A 24,081-nucleotide genomic window follows, 5' to 3' on the forward strand; every position below is an offset into this window, starting at 1 on the left:
CTCCCTTAACGTTTATCAATTTTATTTGTAATCAAATCACCGATTATTTGAATAATAAAGACGATGATAAGAATAAACACAGTGGCTACAAGTGTGACATCTGTATTACCAGATTGGTATCCTTCTACATAAGCAAGGTCACCAAGTCCGCCTGCCCCAATTGCTCCTGCAATCGCAGTAGAGCCAATTAGAGCAATAGCTGTTACGGTAATGCCTGAAATAAGGGCTGGCAGTGATTCTGGTAGCAATACTTTGAAAATAATTGTCGACGTTTTCGCTCCCATGGATCGTGCTGCTTCAATGACTCCTTTGTCTACTTCACGCAGTGCAATTTCAACAAGGCGTGCATAGAACGGAGCTGACCCAATGACCAGGGCTGGAAGTGCTGCATTGGGGCCTAAAATAGTACCCATAATGAGTTTTGTAAACCCTAATAATAGAATGATTAAAATGATAAAAGGAATCGATCTAAAAATGTTAACGACTGCTCCGATGACAGTGCTAATCGGTTTATTTTCCCAAAGACCGCCTTTACTAGTCAAAAAGAGCAATAGTCCAAGGATGATCCCAATAATAAAAGCAAATGCCAATGAAATGAGTGTCATATACACCGTTTCACCCGTTGCATTCCAAATGACTTCTAAATCAACGTTCGGAAACCATTTCTCAAACATGTGTCATCACCTCAATTTCAACCTGTTTGCTTTGGATATAGGCGATGGCTTTTTCAACCTCGGTCTCTTCTCCATTAATATGGATAAAGAGTGTTCCAAACGCACCTTCCTGCGTTTGAGAAATCTTTCCTTGAAGGATGTTCACATCGACCTTGAAGGATCGAATGATTTCCGTGATCAGCGGCTGTTCGGCAGAATCTCCGATAAAGGACAACCGGACGACCTGACCTTCTTTTACTCTCTTTAGGACGTGCTCGATTGTTTCTTTCGCTTCTTCTGGTTCAGCAAGCTGTTTCACGAATCGCTTCGTCATTTCTTCCTTCGGCTGTCTGAAGACACGTAATACTTCGCCTTCTTCGACAATACGGCCATTCTCCATCACCGCCACACGATGACAAATTTTGCGAATGACGTGCATTTCGTGTGTAATCAGCACAATCGTCAGCCCTAACCGTTTATTGATATCCGCTAAAAGATCAAGGATGGAATCGGTTGTTTGCGGATCAAGTGCAGATGTTGCTTCGTCACATAAAAGAACCTTTGGATCATTCGCTAATGCTCTCGCAATCCCTACACGCTGCTTTTGTCCGCCGCTTAGCTGAGATGGATACGCATTTTCTTTTCCTTCTAAACCGACCAATTTAATCAGTTCATTTGCACGCTCTCTCCGTTTGGATGTCGGTACGCCTGCGATCTCCAGCGGAAACATAATGTTTTGTCGCACTGTTCTTGACCAAAGCAAGTTAAAGTGCTGGAAGATCATGCTGATTTCCTGTCTTGCTTTCCGAAGTTTCGCATTTGATACTTCATTGATCCGGTTGCCTGCCACTTCAACAATTCCTTCTGTTGGTAGCTCCAGACCGTTTAATAGGCGAATAAGCGAGCTTTTTCCTGCACCGCTATACCCGATAATTCCGAATATTTCACCTTTATCAATATCCAAGTTGACGTCTTTCACTGCGTCAACATTTCCGCTTTTTGAGTAGTACGTTTTTGATACATTCTGTAAATGGATCACAGTCTGATCACCTGCTTTCTTGCTGAATCTATAGGTTGCCATCACATACGTTCATTTATTCTTATCGTATCACGTTATCCTGTTTCCAGGTCAGTAAAAAAGACCTAACTGCAACGCAAGCAGAAAGGCCTTTTATATCAAATACGCCTTTCTCTCATCTTTCAAAGCGTTGCGGCTTTGAGTGAATTGGCACCAATTTCAGCTATGCTGACGGTTGCCGGGTTTCATAGGGCACGTCCCTCCACCTCTCTTAATAAGAGAAAATATGTTGTTTTATGTGATGTTCATGTTTTTACTAACGTAGAATATCATGCTACCCGAGATATGTCAACGCTGTAAATCGCTAATTTCCAAGTAAACGACTACGTTATCATTTTTCGAAAAAAACCGTTCGTCAGCCAAAGCACAGCCTCTAGTCTAAGAAGTGCGCGGAATGAGCCTTTCACCTTCACATGTCCTCTGCTAATGAGCTGCTGCAAGGACATGTCACCATCTAATAATTGCAGAATTTCTTTCCTCTCACCATAAAAGATAAGATCCGATAACTCAATTGCAGGTAGCCTCTTCACTTCACCACGTTCATCCACAAGCAATGTACAAGAGTCCGTTTCCGCCTCAAATGTAATCTTCAAGGATGATGAGGAAAGCAGCGGCTTTAGCAATAATCGCTGCCCTGTGTTTCCATGAGCTTTCACTTTTTTCACATATATAACCTCCCTGTCATTTGGTTATACATAACATTTCTCTGCAAACATCGGCTTGTCCTTTATAAATAACTCGACAAATTTTCAAATGAATTGCTTGAAATATGACAAAAAACCGCTTTATTTAGCGGTTTCAATCATTTCATGAAGATATGGAACTGAGTGAAAGGCATAGCCTTTTTGCACAATCTCACCCTTTTTAAACAGTAGAAAGCAAGGAACACTTTCGATTTCAAATGCTTTCGCAAAGCCCGGTGAGTAGTTTAAATTATTCTCGTAAAATGGCACATCCGGCTGCATGGCATCTACCACTGTCAGCATTTTCTTTGCTAGCTGGCATGTTCCGCAAAACGGTGTATATAAGTACAAAAGAAATAAATCGTCCTCTATCTCCTTGAATTCATGTTCTTCAATCTCTTTCATATACGTCCACCCTCATAAATATTTCGAATGAACATCAATGTTTGCAGCTAATAGAATAGATGCAATATGGGCTGACGGTGAAGCGGCCACTTCGCGGTACGTTCTGTCGACAAACAAATGAAGTGCTTCAGGAAATTCTTTTCGAAATTGCTTCCGCAGTTTTTCGCCAGCATCGTCACTGTCTGCTAATATGTAAACGTCTTTCCCCAATAAATCGTCCACGAGCTGATCCAGCTTCGATGTACTAATCGTGCCATTGGTGCAAATGATGGTAACAGGTTCACTAATCACTTCTTTTAGCTTTTGTTTGTCTGATTTACCTTCTACAATGATGACCTTTTCTATCTCGACGTTCATCACGATCACCCGGCCCTTTTGACGTTGATTCACTTCTTCCTTAGATTACAATCTTTCATTCAGGTTGTAAAGAATGGGCACCTCGTCACCAAAAAGACTGCAGCTTATGCTCACTGCAGCCTTATCTGTGATTAGCACCAGCCATTTTCATCGTCACAGTCTACATATTGTTCTGTCCCGTGGGTCAATGTATCAGACAGACGATAAAAACGATTTTGATCATAGGAATAACCCGATTTTAATTCATATTGGTTTTCACTAATCATCGTACCAATCTCTTCATTTTGATGATAAAGCACCATGCCGCTTTCTTTGAATCGCCCAGTGACATGCTCTGTTATATCCACCTGTTCTTTTTGAAAAGACAAATTGGACACCCCCCATAAAGGTAGAGTGTCCAATTTCACAAGAATTAGTCTTCTTTTGTCATTTCTTCATATTGCTCAGCTGTCATTAAGTTCTCGATTTCAGACGCATCAGCTGGCTCTACTACGATCATCCAAGCTTTTTCATATGGAGAGTCGTTGACGAACTCTGGGCTGTCATCCAGCTCATCGTTTACTTCAACGATTGTGCCATTGATCGGTGCATAAAGTTCAGAAACTGTTTTGACTGATTCTACACTTCCGAATGGCTCGTCCGCTGTGATTTTGTCTCCTACTTCAGGAAGCTCAACGAACACGATATCGCCTAGCTCAGATTGAGCAAAATGCGTAATACCGATACGCACCTTATCTCCTTCTACTTTGACCCATTCATGTTCTTCTGAATAACGTAAATCTTTTGGTGTGCTCATTCAATACCCCTCCAGTCTTTTCATTCCGTCTATATTGAAGATACCACAATCTGAATGAAAGTTACATCATTTCCAGACGCTTTTAAATGTATCTTCATTAAATCCAACTGTCACTCGTTTGCCGTCTGTTGTAATCGGACGCTTGATTAGCATTCCGTTAGACGCGAGTAATTCTAGCTGCTCGTCCTCTGACATTGCAGGAAGTTTATCTTTTAGCTGCAGCTCCCGGTATTTCTGTCCGCTTGTATTAAAGAATTTTTTCAGCTCTAAACCGCTTTTTTCGTAAAGGGCTTTTAGGGTTTCTTTATCAGGCGTCTCTTCGACGATATGTATGCTGTTGATGTCTTTATTGTGTTCTTCCAGCCACTTTTTTGCTTTTCGGCATGTACCGCAAGATGGGTATTCGTAAACATCTAAAGCCACCATTTTCACCTCCTGCAAATTGTGACAACATTTTATCACAAAATATTTTAAAAACCTAAATGTATGCTTACAAAAAGGTGCGGAGCCCACTCCGCACCTTTCGAACCGTTTTTACACGATATATTTCTCTGCTTCAAAGATTCGTTTTGCCACCTCGCGCTTTTTGGCGATGACATTGATCGGCGTGAATCTTGTCAGTTTGCGAAGGGCTGACAGGCTCATGCGAAGTGCATCTCCTTCTTCCATCGCAATCAAGGATTCTTTCGCATGGGCTTCAATCTTTAAGAAGGCTTCCTGCGTGAAAATTTGCGTGTAGGCAAGCTTTTGCGCGTTCTTTTCTGCGCCTGATGCTGCGATGGCTTTTTCGGTACGCAGGATCGCTGATTCAGCAGCGAAAATGTCGTTGACAATATCCGCTATGTTTACAAGAATTTCTTGCTCTTTGTCTAATGCTTTTCCATATTTCATTGCTGCCATACCTGCTACCATTAAGGCGATTTTTTTCGCATGGGCGAGCAAGTATTTTTCTTGATCGAGCGGCTGATCACCTGGTTCCTCTGGCATCATCATCATGAGCTCTTCCTGCAAGGTCTGTGCTTTCTGAAGAAGCGGAAGCTCTCCTTTCATCGCTTTCTTCAAAAATGTGCCTGGTACAAGCAAACGGTTGATTTCATTTGTCCCTTCAAAAATACGGTTAATCCGTGAGTCACGATAGGCTCTTTCGACCTCGTATTCTTGCATGAATCCGTAGCCGCCGTGAATTTGCACGCCCTCATCTACGATATAATCTAAGGTTTCAGAGCCAAGCACTTTACAGAGAGAGCATTCAATTGCATATTCTGCAATGGACTGGGCAATTTGTTTGCCGTCCTTTTGCTCTTCTTCACTTAGTAGACCCATGCGCTGTTCAAATAGCCCCACTGTGCGGTATACAGCACTTTCCATGGCATAGAGCTTTGCCGACATGTTGGCTGCTTTTTCTCCAATTAAGCTAAATTGAGAAATTGGTGTATTGAACTGTTTACGCTGGTTCGCGTATTCTGCTGATAATTGGATGACCCGTTTTGACGCACCGATTGTACCAACGGCCAACTTATAGCGTCCAATATTCAAAATGTTAAAGGCAATAACATGACCTCTGCCTGCTTCACCAAGTAAATTCTCTTTTGGCACTTCGGCATCTTCTAGAATTAACGTTCTCGTCGATGATCCTTTAATGCCCATTTTTTTCTCCTCAGGTCCTGTTTTGACGCCTGGAAAATCCTTTTCTACGATAAAAGCAGAGAAGTGTTCACCATCAATCTTCGCATAGACAACAAAGACATCTGCAAATGCGGAGTTCGTGATCCACTGCTTTTCTCCATTGAGGACATAATGCGTGCCAGCTTCATTCAGGACCGCAGTTGTTTTTGCCCCAAGAGCGTCTGAGCCTGATCCTGGCTCTGTTAGGGCGTACGCCGCAATGGTTTCTCCAGAGGCAAGCCCAGGCAGGTACGTTTCCTTTTGCGCTTGATTTCCGAACAGCACAATCGGCAGAGAACCGATGCCGACATGGGCGCCATAGGAAAGTGAGAAGCTCCCTGCTCTAGCAAATTTTTCAGTAATGATGGCTGAACTGATTTTATCTAGTCCAAGTCCGCCAAATTCCTCTGGCACGTCAGCTCCAAGCAGGCCAAGCTCTCCAGCCTTTTTGAGCAGTCTGACCGAATGCTCGAATTCATGATTTTCAATTTGATCTATATGCGGAACTACGTCTTGTAAAATGTAATCCTCTGTTGTCTTCCCAATCATCTGATGCTCATCAGAGAAATCCTCTGGTGTAAAGATATGCTCATAATTCGTCTCATCAATTAAGAAACTGCCACCCTTTTTTACATCTTCCATTGCTTTCATCCTGATTTCCCCCTTTAGATCAATTCAAAAATGCCTGCTGCTCCCATGCCGCCGCCGATACACATTGTCACAATGCCAAATTGCTCGTTTCGCCGTTTCATTTCATGAATGAGTGACAGCGTGAGTTTCGTTCCTGTACAGCCAAGCGGATGTCCAAGCGCAATTGCCCCGCCATTGACATTCACCTTCTCTTCATCAATCCCTAAATGACGAATGACTTGAATGGCCTGAGATGCAAAGGCTTCGTTTAATTCAAACAGCCCAATATCCTTCAGCTCTAAGCCAGCAATTTTCAGCGCACGCGGAATGGCTTCAACCGGTCCAATTCCCATGACTTCAGGTGGTACACCGCCAACAGCAAATGCTCGAAACTTTGCGAGCGGCTGAAGTGAGAGAGAGGATGCTTTCGCGCGATCCATCATCATCACGCATGCAGCGCCGTCACTTGTTTGCGAGGAGTTCCCTGCGGTCACTGTGCCTTTTGTTTGGAAAGCAGGTCGTAAGGTTGAAAGAATCTCCTCTGTTGTGCCAGCTCTCACACCTTCATCCTGCGAGAATGTAAATTGATGTTCTTCTACTTGATATTGCTCTCCTACCCGTTTTTCCGTTACATCCACGGGCACAATTTCATCTGAAAATTTCCCCTCCTGCAATGCCTTTGCTGCCTTTTGATGACTTCTCACCGCAAAGGCATCTTGATCCTGACGTGTGACCTGATACTTTTGCGCCACTTGCTCTGCTGTGTGCCCCATGCTCATGTAGTATTCAGGCGCTTGCTCTGCTAATAGAGCATTCGGACGAATGGAATGCCCCATCATCGGCACCTGCGACATCGATTCAACGCCTCCGGCTAAAATCGTGTCTGCCTGACCGAGCATAATTCGCTCACCCGCATAAGCGATAGATTGAAGACCAGACGAGCAGTACCGGTTAATGGTGATGGCAGGTACGGTATACGGAAGTCCTGCTAACGCCCCAATATTCCGGGCCACATTTAACCCCTGCTCTGCTTCTGGTGTCGCACATCCGATAATCAAATCATCTATCTGTCCGTCATAATCACCGGCACGCTTTAGCGTTTCTTTTACACACAATGCGCCCATATCATCAGGTCTGACATGTTTTAATGATCCTTTTTTCGCTTTCCCTACTGGTGTTCTTGCGCCAGCGACAATCACTGCTTCTCTCATTTTGACTCCCCCTTAGTTACGTAAAGGTTTTCCTTTGACGAGCATGTGCTGCATGCGTGCCTGTGATTTCACTTCTCCTACAAGACTTAAAAAGGCTTCCCTTTCAAGCTCTAATAAGTATTGTTCATCCACCTCTGTACCAAATGGCAGTTTCCCCCCGGAAATAACATGTGCTAACTTTTTCGCAATGGTCATGTCATGCTCTGAAATGTATCCAGACAGCCTCATATTTTCAGCAGCCAGTATCATCGCGGCATAGCCTGTTTCTCCCATGACGGGTACCTTTTGCTTGAGCGGCGCACGATAGCCCGCTTCATCAAGCGAGAGCACCAGTTGTTTCGCATCATAAATGAGATGATCCCCGTTCATACTGATTCGGTCACTCACGCGGAGAATGTTCATATCCCGCGCTTCCTCAGCTGAAGTTGATACTTTTGCCATCGCAATCGTTTCGAAGGTTTTCAGCGTGGCATCTTGTATAGCGGTCTGCGACGGCTTAGATGCTCCTTGCAGGTGGCGAAGATATAATTCTTTGTTTCCGCCGCCGCCCGGAATCAGTCCAACTCCTGCTTCCACAAGTCCCATGTACGATTCACTGGAAGCCTGTATAGCCGCTGCAGGGAGACAAAGTTCTGTTCCGCCTCCTAATGTCATGCCAAACGGTGCAGCAACGACTGGACGCTCGCTATATTTCACCTTCATCATCGCCTGCTGGAAACGGCGGATCACAAAGTCAATTTCAAAGAAATTATCGTCCTGCGCTTCCATTAAAATCAGAGCAAGATTGGCGCCAACACAGAAGTTCTTCCCTTGGTTTCCGATCACAAGCCCTTTATAATTTTTTTCCGTTTCATCTACTGCGCGATTGACCATATCAATGACATCAAGTCCAATGGCATTGCTTTTAGAGTGGAATTCAAGCAAGGCGACATCATCACCAATATCAATGAGGCTCGCACCAGAATTTTTAAAAATAACACCTTGTTTCTTCTTCAATTTCGCTAAAGATATATTCTTTTCGTTTCCTTTTTCCTGTTCATAAACCCCATTCTGATAAAAGGCGCGCTCTCCATCGGCATTCTCTTGATAGAATGTGTCATGTCCATCTGACAGCATATCTTGCACCCACGCTGGGATGCTGTGACCTTCTGCTTCCATGCGCTCGGCGGCTTTTTTGACACCAATTGCATCCCATAGTTCGAACGGGCCGTGCTGCCAGCCAAATCCCCATTTCATTGCGTTATCAATGGACTGAATATCATCCGCAATGTCGCCTTTTAACTGAGCTGAATAAAGAAGCACAGGCGCTGTCATATTCCAGAGCAATTGCCCTGCACGGCCATCTTGGTAAATAAGCGCTTTCAATTTTGCTTTTGTCCCCTTTTGTTGCTTTGCCATCTCAATGCCCGGGTCCTTCAGCTTCGTTCGTTCTCCATATGTGAGCGTCACAGGATCAAGCTCTAAAATGGTCTTTCCATTCTTTTGATAAAACCCTTGTCCTGCCTTACTGCCAATCCACCCTTTTTCAAGCATTCTTTCAATAAACTCAGGTAGCTGGAAAATATCTTTCTCCTTCCCTTCTACCTGTTCATATACGTTTCGGGCTACATGAGAAAACGTGTCGAGCCCTACTACATCAAGTGTACGGAAGGTCGCACTTTTCGGTCTGCCAATGAGTGGCCCTGTGACAGAATCCACTTCTCCGATCGTGTATTTGTTCTCAAGCATTTCACGTACTGTGACAAGGAGTCCATAAGTACCGATACGGTTCGCAATAAAGTTCGGTGTATCTTTTGCTTCAACAACACCCTTACCGAGTACATCCTCGCCAAACCTTTTCATAAATGTGAGTACTTCTGGATCTGTTTCTTGAATAGGAATCACTTCTAAGAGCTTTAAATAACGAGCCGGGTTAAAGAAATGTGTACCTAAAAAGTGGCGTTTAAAATCAGCTGATCGGCCTTCTGCCATTTTTTCAACAGAAATACCGGATGTATTGCTTGATACGATGCTGCCTTCTTTGCGGTGTTCGTCGATAAGAGAGAATACGTGTTGTTTGATGCTGAGCTTTTCAGTGACGACTTCTATAATCCAGTCAGCATCGTGTAATAAGGAAAGGTGATCTGTGAGATTTCCAGGTGTGATGTATGATAGGTTTTTTGCTGAAGTAAGAGGTGCTGGCTTTTGCTTTAACAATTTTTTCATCGCTTCTTGACTTAATCTATTCCGAACACTAGGGTGATCAAGCGTTCTCTTTTTCGCCGTTTCTTCCTTTGTCAGTTCATTTGGCACAATATCTAGCAATGTCACTGGTATCCCAATATTGGCTAAATGCGCAGCAATGCCTGAGCCCATGACACCTGAACCAATGACAGCCGCCTTGCGAATATGTTTGCCCATAAATATCCCCCTAAACATTTTGAATGAATAGTCATTCATTTTTTGTCCAAAAAAAAGCAATACCTCTTCCTTTATCTTAAAAGATTTTCCGAAACAGTTCAATAGCAGATTTCAAAAATTTACACATTCTTATGTGCCTTCCTTAGCAGCGTATGAATTAAAGATGAGAGGGAATTGTAAGAATGGAGGTGATGTCCATATGTCTCGTTTGAAGAAAAACCCATCGAAAGCAGGCGTCAGTGCTGCAAGTGTAAAAGGGAACGCAGGTCCATCACAGGAAGCTGACCTAGGCGGGAAAAAAACCAGTCAAAATCAGCAATATAAAAAGAATCAGTAAGGAAACAAAATCGTAAGGAGGAACACATCTTGAACAATCAGCAAATGAATATGCCCCCGCAAGTCATTTCAGTAAAGGATTCCTTGTACTTAGAGGATATGCTGAACTGGAATTTGATCGCCATGAAAAAGGCTCACTTTATGGCTGAGCATTGCCAGGACCAAGCATTGAAGCAAGAATTAGATCAAGTTGGCCAAATGCATCATCAGCATTACACACAAATTCTTCAGCATTTAGGCAGCTCAGGGCAAGGCCAGTCTACTGGCTTTATGCAATAGGAGGTAACAGACATGGAACAGCAAAACCAACAAAAAATCGGGAATCCACAAACCCCGGTTCCCGCGACAACAAACATGAATGATCGTGATTTTGTCACAGATCTCTTGTCGACTGAAAAATATATGACAAGTGGATACAACACAGCGCTCAATGAATTCAGTCATGAATCACTTTACCAAGATATTCAGCGAATTGCGCTTGAAACACAGAAAACACAAAGACATTTATATGATGTCATGTTCAAATATGGCTGGTATTCTGTTGAAGCGGCTGACCAGCAAAAGCTCCAGCAGGCACACCAGAAATTCCAGCAAACACTGACAGATCAATCACCATATGGATCATCACAGATGTCATAAAGAAAAACTGCCAGCACTATACTGGCAGTTTTTTTAACGGTCTTGATTGGATCGATGAGCTTCGTTCATTTGTTTGATCCGCTGAATGGTTTCTTTGATTTCTTCCTTAGCCTCTGGATACGTTTCATTAAAGTGCTTTGCTAGAGGCGGCATACTTTTTGCAATATGAGAATAGATTATCCACTGTTTCACATCTTGTTTCAGTGCGTCTGTTGATTCGCCAAGCATCAGCTCAGTATATTTCTCAAGCAAGCCTTCCAGCTTTTTATCTAGTTCATTTCCCATTGATCTTCCGCTCCTTTTTTCAGAAAAAAGCCTGACTCTGCGTGTAACAGATGTCAGGCTTTTCACATACGATTATCTTGCAGCAAGAAATGTCTCAGCTTGCGCTTGCTGCACAATACAGCGTCCTCTGCCGTGCGGAATACATAATGGTGTTCCGAATAAAGGATCTGTTGTCACTTGGCAGTTCATATCAAAGACATTCTTCACAAGATCACAATTGATGACTGTTTCCGGTCTTCCTTCTGCATAAATCGTTTTGTCTTTAATCGCTACAAGGTGATGCGCATATCTGCATGCGAGATTGAGGTCATGAAGGACCATGACAATCGTGCGCTGCTCTTTTTCATTTAAGTCAAACAGAAGATCAAGGATTTCAATTTGGTGCGTCATGTCCAAATACGTCGTCGGCTCATCCAACAAGATAATATCTGTCTCTTGTGCTAACGTCATCGCAATCCATGCACGCTGCCTTTGTCCACCTGATAATGAATCTACCGTTCGATCAGCGAGGTCTTCCATCTTCGTTGACTTTAGTGCACGATTCACTGCTTCTTCGTCTTGCTTTGACCACTGCTTCAGCCAATTTTGATAAGGATATCTCCCTTGCTTCACTAGCTGATGCACGGTTAATCCTTCTGGCGCTTCTGGTCCTTGCGGAAGAATAGCGAGCTGTTTCGCTACTTCCTTTGTTGGTAATTTGGCAATGGAATGACCTTCAAGCAGGACAGAACCACCCATTGGCTTCATGAGACGGGCCAAAGAGCGAAGTAGCGTGGATTTACCGCATCCATTGCTGCCAATAAATACTGTGATTTCACCCTTAGGGATTGATACATTTAGTTCGTCTATGATCATTGTTTCTCCGTAGCCTAAGCTTAAACCTTCAGTAGAAATGGCACTCATTCCGCTCAAACGCTCCTTTTCTCATCCAAATTTTTATATTGAATAACGCCTATGTATAGACGTAAAAGATCACTTATCTCAATTTAGTGTATCAGATTTAAGTGATCTTGAAAATCATTTTCAATTAAAAAATGAGAAAGTCTCGTTTACTTCTTCATTTGGAATGTACGTTTGGTCCCATCTTCGAGCTTGATATCGACTCGTATCCGCTGATAATCATCATCTAAATTAAAAGCAGATAATAATTCATTGACATATGTTTCATTCAGCTTTGCACTTGGTATAGACATATCATTTAGCTTCATTTTCATTTCACGTAAAGCTTCTTCCCCTTCATAGCGGACACCATTCATATGATCTCGAATCAGTGCTTCTTCTCTTCCACCAGCTTGACGATAGGTGGCTTCATATAATTCATTTTTTTGTCCATATTGAACGTGCAATTGCAAATGCTGAAATGGCAATTCCTTCATTTGAACAGCTGACAGACTTTCAGCTTCTGCTTCATGTGGATGTTGTATTGGTTCGATTGAACGACAGCCAGACAGCATAAAGAACAGCACTCCTAGCAGTCCCGCCTTCTTCCAGCACATCATGTGTTTCCTCCTATTTCATAGCATCGTTTTTTATTCTTCTCCAAGCTTCTTTTCGTTATTCAATAAAACAGCAGACTATGGTAGATTAAAACAAAAAGGAGAACCAGATGATGAATAAAACAGCCATTGTGACTGGTGCCAACAGCGGTTTCGGAAAGCTCATCACACTGCGTCTCGCTCAGCAAGGGTACACTGTGATTGCTGGCGTAAGACAAGAGGCCAATGCGAAAAAGCTTGCCGAAGAAGTAAAGAACGCCGCTTTATCCGAATCGATACATATTGAAGCATTAGATGTGACAGATACACAGTCCATTCAAGCATTTCAGAAAAGGCTTAATGCCTATGCTCCAATTCACCTGCTTGTGAACAATGCGGGAACGGCCTATGCTGGTTTTGCTGAAGAAGTGCCTGTTGATAAGTACCGCGAGCAATTCGAAGTCAATGTCTTTGGTGTGATGGAAATGACACAAGCAGTCCTTCCGTTTATGACGAGCGGTGCAAAAATATTCAATATGAGCAGTATCAGCGGACTCATGGGAATGCCCGCACTCTCTCCATATGTATCGTCAAAGTTTGCGCTAGAGGGCTATACAGAGAGTTTGCGAATTGAGCTGGCTACGTTTGGCATTCAGGCCGCTTTAATTGAGCCGGGTTCTTTCCAAACGAACATTTGGAACACCTCCATGAACGAGCAAATGACACCACCCGCAGAAGGTTCTAAATACACAGCTATTTATCAAAAGATGATGTCCTATATAAAGGCGCAAAAAAACAACTATGGAGATCCAGGCGAAGTTGCAGAGCTTGTGGTTTCGCTTGCAGAGAAGAAGCGGCTAAAGAAGCTAAGATATCTTGTGGGGAAAGGTGTTCGGCTTTCATTCATAGCAAAGCAGCTCCTGCCTTGGAATGTATGGGAAAGCATCATTTTACGGACAATTTCATCCAAAAAATAAGCACAAAAAAACAGGTGGACCTTTCATCCACCTGTTTTCATTTATTCGTTATCAGACTGTCCAAGGGTAATATCTAGATTTTTGTTCTTTCCTTCACGGATGACGGTCATTGTGGTCTTATCGCCAATCTTTGTTTCTTTGTATAGAATTTCTTTCAGCTGTGAGCTGTTTGCTACGTCTTTTCCTTTAAACTTGATGATCACATCTCCAGACTTCAAGCCTGCTTTTTGTGCAGGTGACCCTTTTGACACATCCTTTACATAAATGCCTTTACCAATTTGTTTATCAAACAAACCGAGCGTATTTTCTTGATACGTTTCAGGCACTTGCTCAAGGTCAATCATTTGTACGCCAAGGTAAGGACGTTCGACTTTTCCATTTTTCAACAACTCATCTACAATCGGTTTCACATCGTTACTTGGGATCGCGAAGCCAAGTGATTCCACACCGCTTTCACTAATTTTCAAGCTGTTGATACCAATGACTTGACCATTCGTATTGATCAGTGGACCTCCACTGTTCCCTGGGTTGATCGCTGCATCTGTTTGCAGCACATTCATTTCAACAGTACCAGATGACGTATTCGCTTCAACGGTACGGTCAACACCGCTAATAATCCCTTCTGTCACAGTACCTGAGAACTGTGCACCGAGCGGGTTCCCGATGGCAATGACTTTATCTCCAGCACGAAGCTTAGAAGAATCACCAAAGCTTGCCACTTTATCAATACCATCTGCATTGATTTCAACAACGGCTAAATCTGTCATGACATCGTTGCCGACTAGCTTTGCGTCCTTTGTTTTCCCATCATAAAGCGTGACCTTTAATTTATTGGCCCCTTCGACTACGTGGTTATTTGTAATAATGTATGCCTTCTTGCCGTCCTTTTTGAAGATGACACCTGAACCCGTCCCAGCTTCAGCTTCAGTTGAATCACCGCTAAGACCAAACGAATTTTGTGTAGATTGATAGTTTGAGACTCCCACAATGGTCGGCTCTAAATCTTCTACCATATCAGCTACATTTGTGGCATTGGTGATTTGTTTTGTTGAGAAATTATCAGAGGTTGCTGGTTCACTTGACGCTGTTTGGGTTTGAGTATTTGCGGCTGTATCCTGTGACTGCGGCAAAAGCGGCGTAATGCCAAGCACAAGACCTCCGCCAATAATCCCTCCAAGAATCGGACTCAGCCAAGCAGCCTTCCGTTTTTTCTCCTTTTTAGAAGCACGATCATCCACTATTTGAGGAGATCGATTTGTCACACTCTCCTGAGTGGCAGATGCTTCGTTTTCATGATGATGAAAAACGAGTTCCTTCTCTTTTTCTGGTTCATCTATTTGATTCTCATTCTCTTGATGCACATCTTCTTGTTGATTGATCTTTTTCTCTTCATCTTCTCTTCGGAAATCCATCGCTTGCACTCCTTTGCATCATCTTCATACATATGTGTAGATAGGACTCATGTCCTCTTAATGGCAACATCATTGAAAAAAGCTTTATGGCAATATGTCAAATTATATAATACTTATTGATAGAAAAAAAGCAAGGTGCACACATTGGTGAAAAGCACCTATTCATCAGCCTTTTGTCTATGCCCTTTTTTCCCTTGAGCTTATCATAATCAAACATTATGGGATAATGATGAGAAGAATATGTGAAATTGTGAAAAAAGCGTGTGATTGTTGACATGCCGCCTTTGTATCCCGTTATAATGACGTTGAGAGGATGTGGAAGACTTTGTCGTACACCATTTACTTAGTTGAAGATGAACAAAACTTAAATGAACTTTTAACCAAATATTTAGAGAGTGAGAATTGGAATGTCTCCTCTTTTTTAACCGGACAAGCAGCACGTGAGGCAATGAACAAGCCGCCTCATCTATGGATCTTAGATATCATGCTGCCTGATACGGACGGCTACACACTGATTAAAGAAATCAAAGCCGCATCACCTGACGTACCGGTCATTTTCATTTCAGCACGTGATGCAGATATTGATCGTGTCCTCGGCTTAGAGCTCGGAAGCAGTGATTATATTGCGAAACCATTTCTTCCGCGGGAGCTGATCATTCGTGTGCAAAAGCTGCTGGAGCTTGTGTATAAAAACAGCGATACCCCGCAGCAAAGCGTCACACCCGTTTCCTCCTATGTCATTCATGAGGATGTAAGAGAGGTGTATGAAGGAGATCAGCTCATTAACCTAACTTCTAAGGAATTTGACTTACTGCTCTTATTTACACATCACCAGGGACATGCTTTTTCTCGTGAAGATATCCTCGTCAAAATATGGGGACACGATTACTTCGGGACAGATCGTGTCGTCGATGACCTTGTCAGACGGCTGCGCAAAAAAATGCCCGACTTAAAGGTCGAGACCATCTATGGATTTGGCTATAGGATGCTAAAGGGATGAAAAACAAACCACTCGCTTTTCAAATTTGGGTCGTCATCTCTGGCATTTTGCTTACGATTTCAATTGTCCTGATCATTTTATTTTCAAACACATTACGCAACTTCTTCACAAATGAAATTTATAAAAATATCGAAAATGAGCAACAGGTGCTTACAGAATACCCGTTGAACCGAGACAGCTCGCCAAAGTCGACACCAGAAAATCGCTCGGTTCAGCACATTCTGATCCCATCAGATGAATTAAATCAAATGGCACAGTTTTTCCCGCATGCGTTTATTGAGAAGGTTCAATCCTTTGTAAAAAAGCAAAAAAGCGCAACAAAACGCTATTCTGAAGAGGTGAATGGCCAGCACATCTTTTTTGTTATCAAAAAGGTATCGACAGGCAATACACAATATATTCTTCTGTCCTATGCACCAGACTCTTATCGAGACGACCTGTCCTTTACGCTGTTTAAACAGCTGATATTCATCTTGGGCACTGTCATTTTATTAAGCTGGATTCCATCGATTTGGCTTGCTCGCTACTTATCACGTCCAATCGTTGCGTTTGAAAAGCACGTGAAGCGGATTGCACAAGAGGACTGGGACGATCCTGTCATCGTTGACCGGCAAGATGAGATCGGCAAGCTCGGTCACACCATTGAAGAAATGCGACAAAAACTCATTCAAAAGGATGAAACGGAACGAACCCTTTTGCAAAATATATCACACGACTTAAAAACACCTGTCATGGTCATCCGCGGCTATACGCAGTCCATTAAAGATGGTATTTTTCCTAAGGGAGATCTTGAACAAACGGTAGAAGTCATCGAAGGTGAAGCGGAAAAGCTTGAGAAGAAAATCAAGGATTTGCTGTACTTAACTAAGCTTGATTATTTGTCAAAACAACACCCCGCACATTCTTCCTTCCTCGTGAGTAATACGATGCTGGAAGTGGTCGACCGAATACGCTGGTCGAAAAATGAATTGCAGTGGAACGTGGACTTAGATGATGAGGCTACACTTGAAGGCGATCCAGAACAATGGAGCAAATTATTTGAAAATGTACTAGAAAACCAACTTCGCTACGCGAAAAGTAAAATTGATATTCATATGAAGCAAGAAGAGGATCAAATCCGCATTGTCATTCGTAACGACGGTCCTCCAATTGAAGACCATATGCTATCCAACCTATACGAACCTTTTAGTAAGGGAAAAAAGGGCGAATTCGGTATTGGATTAAGCATTGTCAAAAGAATTCTTTCCATGCATCAAGCGTCCATATCTATTGAAAATGATGATCTAGGTGTACGTTATACGATCACGGTTCCAAAGAAGAGACTGTAGGTTTTTGACCGCAGTCTTTTTTTAAATGAATGAATACCCGTTGAAATCACGGTATGTGGCTTTCATCTTCTTGCCAGCTTGATACATCCATTTCTTTTCAATTGTGGTTTCCTTCGGCATTTTGACTTTTTCTACTTGAATCCCTTTTGTCCGCAGGCGTCTAATCATATCATCGATTTCTCTCATGGAACATCATCCTTTCACATATTTTGACCAGTTGGTCACCTTACTTTATAATATAAAGAATTACACTGTAAAAAACAAGTTACAATCTGATTAATTTTTGAAAACTTTTGTCGTTTATGACCGATAAGTCACATCTCTTTGTGCACGTTTCCTAAGACATTTGTCTCTCGGTAAGAAAGGATGACATTCATATTGAAAAAGAAAGAAAAAATGATCATTGAGGCGGGTATGAAATTATTTGCCAGCAAAGGCTACAATACAACGTCTGTTCAGGAAATTGCGGATGAATGCCAAATGTCAAAGGGTGCTTTTTATCTTTATTTCAAATCAAAGGAAGCACTGCTCATTTCGATCTTGCATTACTATTACGATAAGGTATTTACCCGGATTCATGAGGTTCAAACAGAGGGCGGCACACCAAAAGAAGCCTACCGAAAACAGCTCACTGTCTATTACGATAATATTTTGCAGCAAAAGGATTTTATTAAAATGCAGCTGAGCGACAGGGCGCTCCCGCTGAATGAAGAAACGCAGCAGCTCGCAAAACAAATTCGGCTTGCAACCATCCAGCTTCACATTGATAACATTAAACAGGTATATGGAGACGCTGCTATTCCTTATATGGCTGATCTTTGTTTGACGATCGAGGGCATGAGTCATGTTTATTTTGAGCTTGCGATTTTATATGATTTCCAGCTAGAGGCTGAAGAGCTTGCGAAAACCATGATTCACCGTATCGATGATTTGATGGGCGGCATGATGAAGCGAAACGATCTTCCCCTCATTTCCGTCGATCAAGCGAGTGATTGGTTTGGTCCTATTTATGAACGGTCATTCGACCCGCTGACAGAATCTTTGTTAAAAGAATTAAGAGAGCTTGCGGATGCACACTATGAAGTGAAAGAAGAGACGGATTTATTTGAAGCGCTCGGCATTTTAGAAAATGAGTTGAACAAACAAAAGCCAAGACAAGTCATCGTCAAAGGCATGCTCTATCAACTGAAATTATACGACCCGCTCCAATCGATCTCCGAGTCACTTTTGCGTATTTTGAAAGAGGATCACTTGTAAAGCCCAGGGCAGCCCCCCTGGGTTTTCATTTTGTTCCACATCACTTTCCATTTTAAAAAACCAGGGGCAGCTGCCCCTGGTTTCTTATTTTGCTTTCGGTGTGACCATTTCTTCTGGTTTCACAAACTGGTCAAACTGCTCTTCTGTTAATAGCTCTAATTGAAGTGCTGCTTCTTTTAATGTTAATCCTTCTTTGTGAGCAAGCTTAGCAATTTTCGCTGCATTTTCATATCCGATGTGCGGGTTAAGTGCCGTCACAAGCATCAATGAATTATTCAGGTTTTTCTCGATTGTTTCTAGGTTTGGTTCGATTCCAATTGCACATTTGTCATGGAATGAGTTCATGCCGTCAGCAAGTAATTCAACTGATTGCAAGAAGTTATAGATGATGACCGGCTTGAATACGTTCAGCTCAAAGTTTCCTTGACTTGCTGCAAAACCGATTGTTGCATCATTCCCCATGATTTGTGCTGCAATCATTGTTAAAGCTTCACTTTGGGTTGGGTTGACTTTTCCTGGCATAATCGAGCTTCCTGGCTCATTTTCAGGAATGATCAATTCGCCAATTCCACAGCGAGGACCACTTGCTAGCCATCTCACATCATTGGCAATTTTCATTAAATCAGCCGCAAGTGCTTTTAGGGCACCGTGTGCATACGTAATTTCATCATGGCTTGTCAGCGCATGGAATTTGTTTGGTGAAGAATTGAATGCTTGACCAGTCAGCTTGCTGATTTCCTCAGCGACATATTGACCGAACTCAGGATGTGCGTTAATTCCTGTACCAACAGCTGTTCCGCCAATCGCAAGCTCTCTCATTTTCTCAGTAGATTCTAAAATCATTTCTTTTGAACGATCAAGCATGTACACCCATCCGCTAATCTCTTGACCAACTGTCAGTGGTGTTGCATCTTGCAGATGCGTACGACCGATTTTGACGATCTCTTGATACGCTTTCGCTTTCTCATCAAGAGTGGCTCTTAACTGGTCAATAGCAGGCAATAATTTTTTGTACACAGCTAAAACAGCGGCCACGTGCATAGCCGTTGGGAATGTATCATTTGAACTTTGGCTGCGGTTAACGTCATCATTCGGATGAATGCTGAACTCACTATTTTTATCTTTCAAGTAAGCTGTTGCTCTATTTGCAACGACTTCGTTCATGTTCATGTTACTTTGTGTTCCACTTCCTGTTTGCCATACAACAAGCGGGAAATGCTCGTCATACTTTCCACTGATGATGTCATCACATACAGCAGCAATCGCTTCTGCTTTTTCACTTTCTAAGTTGCCAAGACGTTCGTTGGCAATCGCTGTGCTACGTTTCAAAATTGCAAACGCATTCACAACTTCCTTTGGCATTTTCTCAGAACCGATTTTGAAATTTTCTTTGCTTCGTTGTGTTTGTGCACCCCAGAACTTGTCCTTTGGCACCTTGATTTCGCCCATTGTATCTTTTTCGATTCTAAATTCTGTCATTATGTATCCCTCCATAGCTTCATCACTCAACTCTATTCTATACAAAAAACGAAAATCCTTTAAGCGTTTTCAATTAAAATTTTATCTTTATTTTAATTTTAGTTCAATATAAACGCGAACATCTTTCGAATATTTGTATTTTGGATTCGTTTTCCCGTAATCCTTTGATGTATACGTCACCTCATAATGTTTGTCAAACGACTGTAGAATACGGTCGATCTCCTCTTTGGTTCCTGCTAAACGAATTTGTGCCATCTTGTGTCCTCCAAAACCCTCATTCTTTCTTTTGCCACAAAATAATGTAACACAGAATATTGTTTTTTCAAGCAGGTAATGCTAAGAAAAAGATGTTGAGGCGGGTGATCCTTGTGAAACAGACTCCATTGAAAGAGCACTTATACGATAATCTCTCCGTCATTCTCCCGGAATTAAAGGATATGGACGATTTGATCCATGAGAAAAAAACGCTACCTCACGGACAAGTTATTTACTATTTATACATTAAAGAAATGAACGAAAAGATGGAGATTCAAACCTTTTTAAAGCTGCTTCTCCAAGATCATACGTCTCTAACAAAAGAGAAGCTGGAATCTAATTTATCGATGATGACAACCCGTTCGGCGAAGACCTCTGAAGAATTGATTGATGCGATTTTTGAAGGGCATTGTGTGGTGCTGATTAACGGATTTCAGCATGCTTATATTTTAGAAACGCATGGTACGAAGAAACGTAGTTTAGGGGATTCTACATCTGAAACAGTGGTGAGAGGACCGAAAGTTGGTTTCATTGAAGATTTAGATACGAATTTGGCTCTCGTCAGACAGCGCTTGAAAAACCCTGACCTTAAAACCGTTGATATGAAAATCGGTCAAAAGAAATACACCCAAGTGACCATCATGTACATTGACAATATTGTGGATCCTTCTGTTTTAAAAGAAGTGAAAAAACGGCTTAAGCAAGTCACGATTGATGATATACAAGATTCTGGTGTTCTTGAGGAGCTCATTGAAGACAATGTATATTCTCCTTTTCCGCAAATTCAAAACACAGAACGGCCTGATAAAGTCGCATCTGCTTTGAACAATGGGCGAGTCGCCATCTTTGTCGATCATTCGCCTTTTATACTCATTGTGCCTGCTTCCCTTTCGACGATTATGCAATCACCTGATGATTATTATGAAAGATGGATCGCCGCTTCACTTATTCGTTTACTGCGGTTTACCTCTATCTTTCTTACGCTGTTTTTATCTGCGATTTATATTGCGCTTGTGTCCTTCCATCAAGGACTTTTGCCAACCACTTTGGCCATTTCGATTTCAAGCACTAGGGAGAATGTTCCCTTTCCGCCGATTGTGGAGGCACTCATTATGGAAATGACCATAGAGCTATTACGGGAAGCTGGCTTAAGGCTGCCAAACCCGCTTGGACAAACGATTGGACTTGTAGGCGGAGTAGTCATTGGACAGGCAGCCGTTCAGGCTCACATTGTCAGCTCAATCATGGTGATTATCGTCAGTATTATTGCACTCGCTTCCTTTACCGTTCCTCAATATGGAATGGGTATGTCGTTTCGCGTGCTCCGCTTTGTGTCTATGTTTACTGCGGCTACATTTGGTTTATATGGGCTAGTGCTCTTCATGCTCGTGCTCCTTACTCATTTAACGAGACAAAAAAGCTTTGGGACTCCTTACTTCTCGCCAGACTTTGTGTTCAGCTATAAAAACGAAGACAATTCCATTATTCGATTGCCTTTGAAAAATCAAAAGAAAGGGGAACGACATGGTCAATCATAAAGAGTCAATCACAAGCTATCAGGCAAGTGCCATTATCGCAAATACCACGCTAGGCGCAAGTATGATGATTCTGCCAAGATCAATGGCTCAAGCTGCGCCTACACCTGACGGCTGGATTGCACTCTTACTCATGAGTGTCATTTACATTGTGTTTATTTTTGTGAATGTCCTTATGATGAAAAAAGTCCCCTTTTCCTCTTACTATGATTATACAAACGAGGGGCTTGGAAAGTGGATTGGTGCTCTTGCTAACTTGTTGATTATTATTTATTTTCTTGGTGTCGCCAGCTATGAAGTACGGGCTATGTCGGAGATGGTGAAGTTCTTTTTGCTTCAAAACACGCCTGTAGCGGTGACAATGATCAGTTTTATTATGGTCGGTCTTTATCTTGTGATCGGCGGGATTGGTGATTTTGCCAGGCTATGTCCTTTTTTTCTCATTGTCACCCTCATCATCTTGTTTATCGCCTACGGGCTCAGTCTGCAAGAATTTAAATTAGATAACCTTCGGCCAGTTTTAGGAGAGGGCTTCTCCCCTGTCTTCAATTCCTTTAATGCGTCAGCCATTTCATTTGTCGGCATTGAAATGATGCTGTTTATGCCGGCCTATATGAACACGCAAAAGCATACCTTTGCTTATGGCACAGTCGGCTTTTTGATTCCTGCAATCATTTATATTTTCACTTATATTCTTGTGGTTGGAGCACTGACGGTCAAAGAAACGGCGACGTTAACTTGGCCGACCATTGCCTTATTTCAATCGTTTGATATTCAAGGGATTTTTATTGAACGAATTGAATCCTTTTTGCTCATCGTTTGGCTGGTCCAGCTTTATACGAGCTTTGTAGGATATACGTTTTTTGCTGCAATGGGCCTATCCAAGCTGACCAAGTTTCCTAAAAAGATCGTGCTCACGCTAATGGGAATTGTCATCTACTTTGCCGCCATTTTCCCAAAGGATGTTGATACAGTGCGTGATTATTTAACCTATGTGAACCATTTATTTTTCCTTTTATTCGGTATCCTCCCGTTTCTCTTATTTATCATCGTGTTTTTTAAAAGGAGGCGGAAAGCAGCATGAAAAAGAAGGCGACCTTTGCATTCCTGACCCTTGTTCTATTAAGTGGATGCTGGGATAGTACCAATATTGAGGAGCTCAATATGGCGATTGGTTATGGCTTAGATAAAGGAGATGACGGTCATAAGCTTAAAATATCTATGCAAGTCCTTGTTCCTCAAAAAATTGAGCAAGAATCCAGCGTAAAAGACCCAACAAAAATAATTGAAACAAACGGGGATTCCGTGCATCAAATATTCCGAACAACTACTCTCAAAAGTCACCGTATTTTTGCGCAGCAGCTGAGGGTGTATTTATTTTCTGAGGAGCTCATCAATGAGAATAATTTCGACCTCGTCATTAATCAATTTATTCGTGACAATGAAACGCGGAGAGGAAGCCTCGTCTTTATGACCTCAGAGAAGCCTGGGGACTTGCTGAAAATCAATGACGATGGGCAGCCCGCTTCTTCTACATTATATGATATTTCTGCGAATACAAAAACGACCATACGTATGTTCAAGCCCGTCTCATTAGGAGATATTTCTTCTGCTATGCAAAACAACGTATCCTTTGCGCTTCCAAAAGTCAGTGTCAATCAGGGGAAATTAATGCTTGACGGTGCCTCTATTATTAAGAATAGACGCTTTCTCACCAACATCTCTCCGTTAGCAGTGCAGTCATACAACCTGCTGACTGGGGACGGAAAAGGCGGAGTCATTGAATTTAAATATGATCACAGCATCTATTCTTATGAGATTTTCAAACTCAAGCACAACATCGAGACGCATAAAACAGCCAGCGGAAAATATCAATTTGATGTGTCCGTGGAGCTTGATGGAAGATTGTCAGAGGATTGGAATGAGCGCGAAAACGCATTTAATGAAAAATATCTCCAAGAAATCGAAGGTGTTGTAAAGCAACGATTAGAGAATAACGTAAAAAATTTCATAGAGGAACTACAGCACGAGATCAAAGCAGATATTTGTGGGTTTTCTCAAAAAGCGAGTATTGCGTACCCGAAGGAATTTCGAAAAGAAGCGAAGCATTGGGATGAGATATTTAGTGAATCGGACATTCGTTACAAGGCAAATGTGAAAATCCGTGACTTCGGGACTAAGGGCGCAACACAATCCTTATAGAGTATGTTAAAATGGTAAGAAAA

At 42.2% G+C, this 24,081-nt stretch carries 28 protein-coding genes and 1 riboswitch; of the genes, 10 read left to right on the plus strand and 18 right to left on the minus strand.

Going from position 1 to position 24,081, the window contains the following annotated elements; all coding sequences use genetic code 11:
• Positions 1-5: 5 nt before the first annotated feature.
• The 11 genes from IEE86_RS14620 to IEE86_RS14670 form a co-directional block, all read right to left on the minus strand.
• Positions 6-674, minus strand: coding sequence for a methionine ABC transporter permease (locus IEE86_RS14620; protein WP_191097864.1), 669 nt, complete (start codon positions 672-674; stop codon positions 6-8).
• The gene (locus IEE86_RS14625) at positions 667-1,692 is read right to left on the minus strand and encodes a methionine ABC transporter ATP-binding protein (RefSeq protein WP_191097899.1); all 1,026 of its coding nucleotides are present in this window, start codon (positions 1,690-1,692) and stop codon (positions 667-669) included. Before IEE86_RS14625 ends, IEE86_RS14620 begins: the two co-directional genes overlap by 8 nt.
• A 151-nt stretch (positions 1,693-1,843) precedes the next feature.
• A riboswitch (SAM riboswitch) is annotated at positions 1,844-1,952 on the minus strand.
• 102 nt (positions 1,953-2,054) lie between these two features.
• On the minus strand, positions 2,055-2,396 hold the full coding sequence (locus IEE86_RS14630) for an SCP2 sterol-binding domain-containing protein (RefSeq protein WP_191097865.1): 342 nt from the start codon (positions 2,394-2,396) through the stop codon (positions 2,055-2,057).
• A gap of 120 nt (positions 2,397-2,516) precedes the next feature.
• Positions 2,517-2,819 (minus strand): thioredoxin family protein, encoded by a 303-nt coding sequence (locus IEE86_RS14635; protein WP_191097866.1) that lies wholly within the window; start codon positions 2,817-2,819, stop codon positions 2,517-2,519.
• Positions 2,820-2,831: 12 nt separating this feature from the next.
• A complete protein-coding gene (locus tag IEE86_RS14640; RefSeq protein WP_191097900.1) occupies positions 2,832-3,176 on the minus strand; it encodes a ribonuclease M5 in 345 nt (114 codons plus the stop codon).
• A gap of 131 nt (positions 3,177-3,307) precedes the next feature.
• Positions 3,308-3,544 (minus strand): YusG family protein, encoded by a 237-nt coding sequence (locus IEE86_RS14645; RefSeq protein WP_034316955.1) that lies wholly within the window; start codon positions 3,542-3,544, stop codon positions 3,308-3,310.
• A 44-nt stretch (positions 3,545-3,588) separates the two neighbouring features.
• Positions 3,589-3,972 (minus strand): glycine cleavage system protein GcvH, encoded by a 384-nt coding sequence (gcvH, locus tag IEE86_RS14650; protein WP_008347039.1) that lies wholly within the window; start codon positions 3,970-3,972, stop codon positions 3,589-3,591.
• Between the two features lie 66 nt (positions 3,973-4,038).
• The gene (locus IEE86_RS14655) at positions 4,039-4,398 is read right to left on the minus strand and encodes an arsenate reductase family protein (RefSeq protein ID WP_224741011.1); all 360 of its coding nucleotides are present in this window, start codon (positions 4,396-4,398) and stop codon (positions 4,039-4,041) included.
• Between the two features lie 108 nt (positions 4,399-4,506).
• Positions 4,507-6,288, minus strand: a complete 1,782-nt coding sequence (locus IEE86_RS14660; protein ID WP_191097868.1) for an acyl-CoA dehydrogenase family protein — start codon at positions 6,286-6,288, stop codon at positions 4,507-4,509.
• A 14-nt stretch (positions 6,289-6,302) separates the two neighbouring features.
• Complete coding sequence (locus IEE86_RS14665; protein WP_191097869.1) at positions 6,303-7,478, minus strand: acetyl-CoA C-acetyltransferase; 1,176 nt, start codon at positions 7,476-7,478, stop codon at positions 6,303-6,305.
• A 12-nt stretch (positions 7,479-7,490) separates the two neighbouring features.
• Positions 7,491-9,878, minus strand: coding sequence for a 3-hydroxyacyl-CoA dehydrogenase/enoyl-CoA hydratase family protein (locus IEE86_RS14670; RefSeq protein ID WP_191097870.1), 2,388 nt, complete (start codon positions 9,876-9,878; stop codon positions 7,491-7,493).
• Between the two features lie 199 nt (positions 9,879-10,077).
• Between IEE86_RS14670 and IEE86_RS14675 the strand changes: the two genes are divergently transcribed.
• The 3 genes from IEE86_RS14675 to IEE86_RS14685 are packed head-to-tail and all read left to right on the plus strand — an operon-like array spanning position 10,078 to position 10,853.
• A complete protein-coding gene (locus tag IEE86_RS14675) occupies positions 10,078-10,215 on the plus strand; it encodes a YuzL family protein (RefSeq protein WP_003212904.1) in 138 nt (45 codons plus the stop codon).
• A gap of 26 nt (positions 10,216-10,241) precedes the next feature.
• Positions 10,242-10,493, plus strand: a complete 252-nt coding sequence (locus IEE86_RS14680) for a hypothetical protein (protein ID WP_318010297.1) — start codon at positions 10,242-10,244, stop codon at positions 10,491-10,493.
• A 12-nt stretch (positions 10,494-10,505) separates the two neighbouring features.
• Entirely contained in the window at positions 10,506-10,853 is a 348-nt protein-coding gene (locus IEE86_RS14685) for a spore coat protein (protein ID WP_191097872.1), read from the plus strand.
• 33 nt (positions 10,854-10,886) lie between these two features.
• On the opposite strand, the gene IEE86_RS14690 is transcribed toward IEE86_RS14685, so the two are convergent.
• The 3 genes from IEE86_RS14690 to IEE86_RS14700 form a co-directional block, all read right to left on the minus strand.
• Positions 10,887-11,138: a YusU family protein gene (locus tag IEE86_RS14690; RefSeq protein ID WP_191097873.1), complete on the minus strand. Its 252-nt coding sequence runs from the start codon at positions 11,136-11,138 to the stop codon at positions 10,887-10,889.
• A gap of 72 nt (positions 11,139-11,210) precedes the next feature.
• Complete coding sequence (locus IEE86_RS14695; protein WP_003213584.1) at positions 11,211-12,041, minus strand: ABC transporter ATP-binding protein; 831 nt, start codon at positions 12,039-12,041, stop codon at positions 11,211-11,213.
• A 146-nt stretch (positions 12,042-12,187) separates the two neighbouring features.
• On the minus strand, positions 12,188-12,634 hold the full coding sequence (locus tag IEE86_RS14700) for a YusW family protein (protein WP_191097901.1): 447 nt from the start codon (positions 12,632-12,634) through the stop codon (positions 12,188-12,190).
• Between the two features lie 113 nt (positions 12,635-12,747).
• Here IEE86_RS14700 and IEE86_RS14705 point away from each other — a divergent pair, with 113 nt between their 5' ends.
• Positions 12,748-13,590, plus strand: coding sequence for an oxidoreductase (locus IEE86_RS14705; protein ID WP_191097902.1), 843 nt, complete (start codon positions 12,748-12,750; stop codon positions 13,588-13,590).
• A 41-nt stretch (positions 13,591-13,631) separates the two neighbouring features.
• On the opposite strand, the gene IEE86_RS14710 is transcribed toward IEE86_RS14705, so the two are convergent.
• Positions 13,632-15,002, minus strand: coding sequence for a S1C family serine protease (locus tag IEE86_RS14710; protein ID WP_191097874.1), 1,371 nt, complete (start codon positions 15,000-15,002; stop codon positions 13,632-13,634).
• Positions 15,003-15,327: 325 nt separating this feature from the next.
• On the opposite strand from IEE86_RS14710, the gene IEE86_RS14715 reads away from it, so the two are divergent.
• Together IEE86_RS14715 and IEE86_RS14720 are read left to right on the plus strand one after the other, a co-directional pair.
• Positions 15,328-16,002, plus strand: a complete 675-nt coding sequence (locus IEE86_RS14715) for a response regulator transcription factor (RefSeq protein WP_191097875.1) — start codon at positions 15,328-15,330, stop codon at positions 16,000-16,002.
• Positions 15,999-17,330: a HAMP domain-containing sensor histidine kinase gene (locus IEE86_RS14720; RefSeq protein ID WP_191097876.1), complete on the plus strand. Its 1,332-nt coding sequence runs from the start codon at positions 15,999-16,001 to the stop codon at positions 17,328-17,330. Before IEE86_RS14715 ends, IEE86_RS14720 begins: the two co-directional genes overlap by 4 nt.
• 21 nt (positions 17,331-17,351) lie before the next feature.
• Here the strand turns inward: IEE86_RS14720 and spxO are convergent, their stop codons facing one another.
• Positions 17,352-17,516: an anti-adapter protein SpxO gene (gene spxO / locus IEE86_RS14725; RefSeq protein ID WP_191097877.1), complete on the minus strand. Its 165-nt coding sequence runs from the start codon at positions 17,514-17,516 to the stop codon at positions 17,352-17,354.
• A gap of 192 nt (positions 17,517-17,708) precedes the next feature.
• Here spxO and IEE86_RS14730 point away from each other — a divergent pair, with 192 nt between their 5' ends.
• Positions 17,709-18,587, plus strand: coding sequence for a TetR/AcrR family transcriptional regulator (locus IEE86_RS14730; RefSeq protein WP_191097878.1), 879 nt, complete (start codon positions 17,709-17,711; stop codon positions 18,585-18,587).
• Between the two features lie 84 nt (positions 18,588-18,671).
• Here IEE86_RS14730 and fumC read toward each other — a convergent pair whose 3' ends face one another.
• Both fumC and IEE86_RS14740 read right to left on the minus strand, forming a co-directional pair.
• The gene (gene fumC / locus IEE86_RS14735; protein WP_191097879.1) at positions 18,672-20,066 is read right to left on the minus strand and encodes a class II fumarate hydratase; all 1,395 of its coding nucleotides are present in this window, start codon (positions 20,064-20,066) and stop codon (positions 18,672-18,674) included.
• A gap of 87 nt (positions 20,067-20,153) precedes the next feature.
• Positions 20,154-20,321, minus strand: coding sequence for a YvzF family protein (locus IEE86_RS14740; RefSeq protein WP_003213147.1), 168 nt, complete (start codon positions 20,319-20,321; stop codon positions 20,154-20,156).
• Between the two features lie 113 nt (positions 20,322-20,434).
• On the opposite strand from IEE86_RS14740, the gene IEE86_RS14745 reads away from it, so the two are divergent.
• The 3 genes from IEE86_RS14745 to IEE86_RS14755 are packed head-to-tail and all read left to right on the plus strand — an operon-like array spanning position 20,435 to position 24,058.
• Complete coding sequence (locus IEE86_RS14745; RefSeq protein WP_191097880.1) at positions 20,435-21,859, plus strand: spore germination protein; 1,425 nt, start codon at positions 20,435-20,437, stop codon at positions 21,857-21,859.
• Complete coding sequence (locus tag IEE86_RS14750) at positions 21,846-22,940, plus strand: GerAB/ArcD/ProY family transporter (protein ID WP_191097881.1); 1,095 nt, start codon at positions 21,846-21,848, stop codon at positions 22,938-22,940. Before IEE86_RS14745 ends, IEE86_RS14750 begins: the two co-directional genes overlap by 14 nt.
• Positions 22,937-24,058 carry a Ger(x)C family spore germination protein gene (locus tag IEE86_RS14755; protein ID WP_191097882.1) on the plus strand — a complete coding sequence of 374 codons (1,122 nt, stop codon included), beginning with the start codon at positions 22,937-22,939 and terminating at the stop codon, positions 24,056-24,058. The genes IEE86_RS14750 and IEE86_RS14755 overlap by 4 nt, the downstream gene beginning before the upstream one ends.
• Positions 24,059-24,081 lie beyond the last annotated feature (23 nt).

It is taken from the genome of Bacillus crepusculi (assembly GCF_014764715.1).
Lineage (GTDB): Bacteria > Bacillota > Bacilli > Bacillales > Bacillaceae > Bacillus.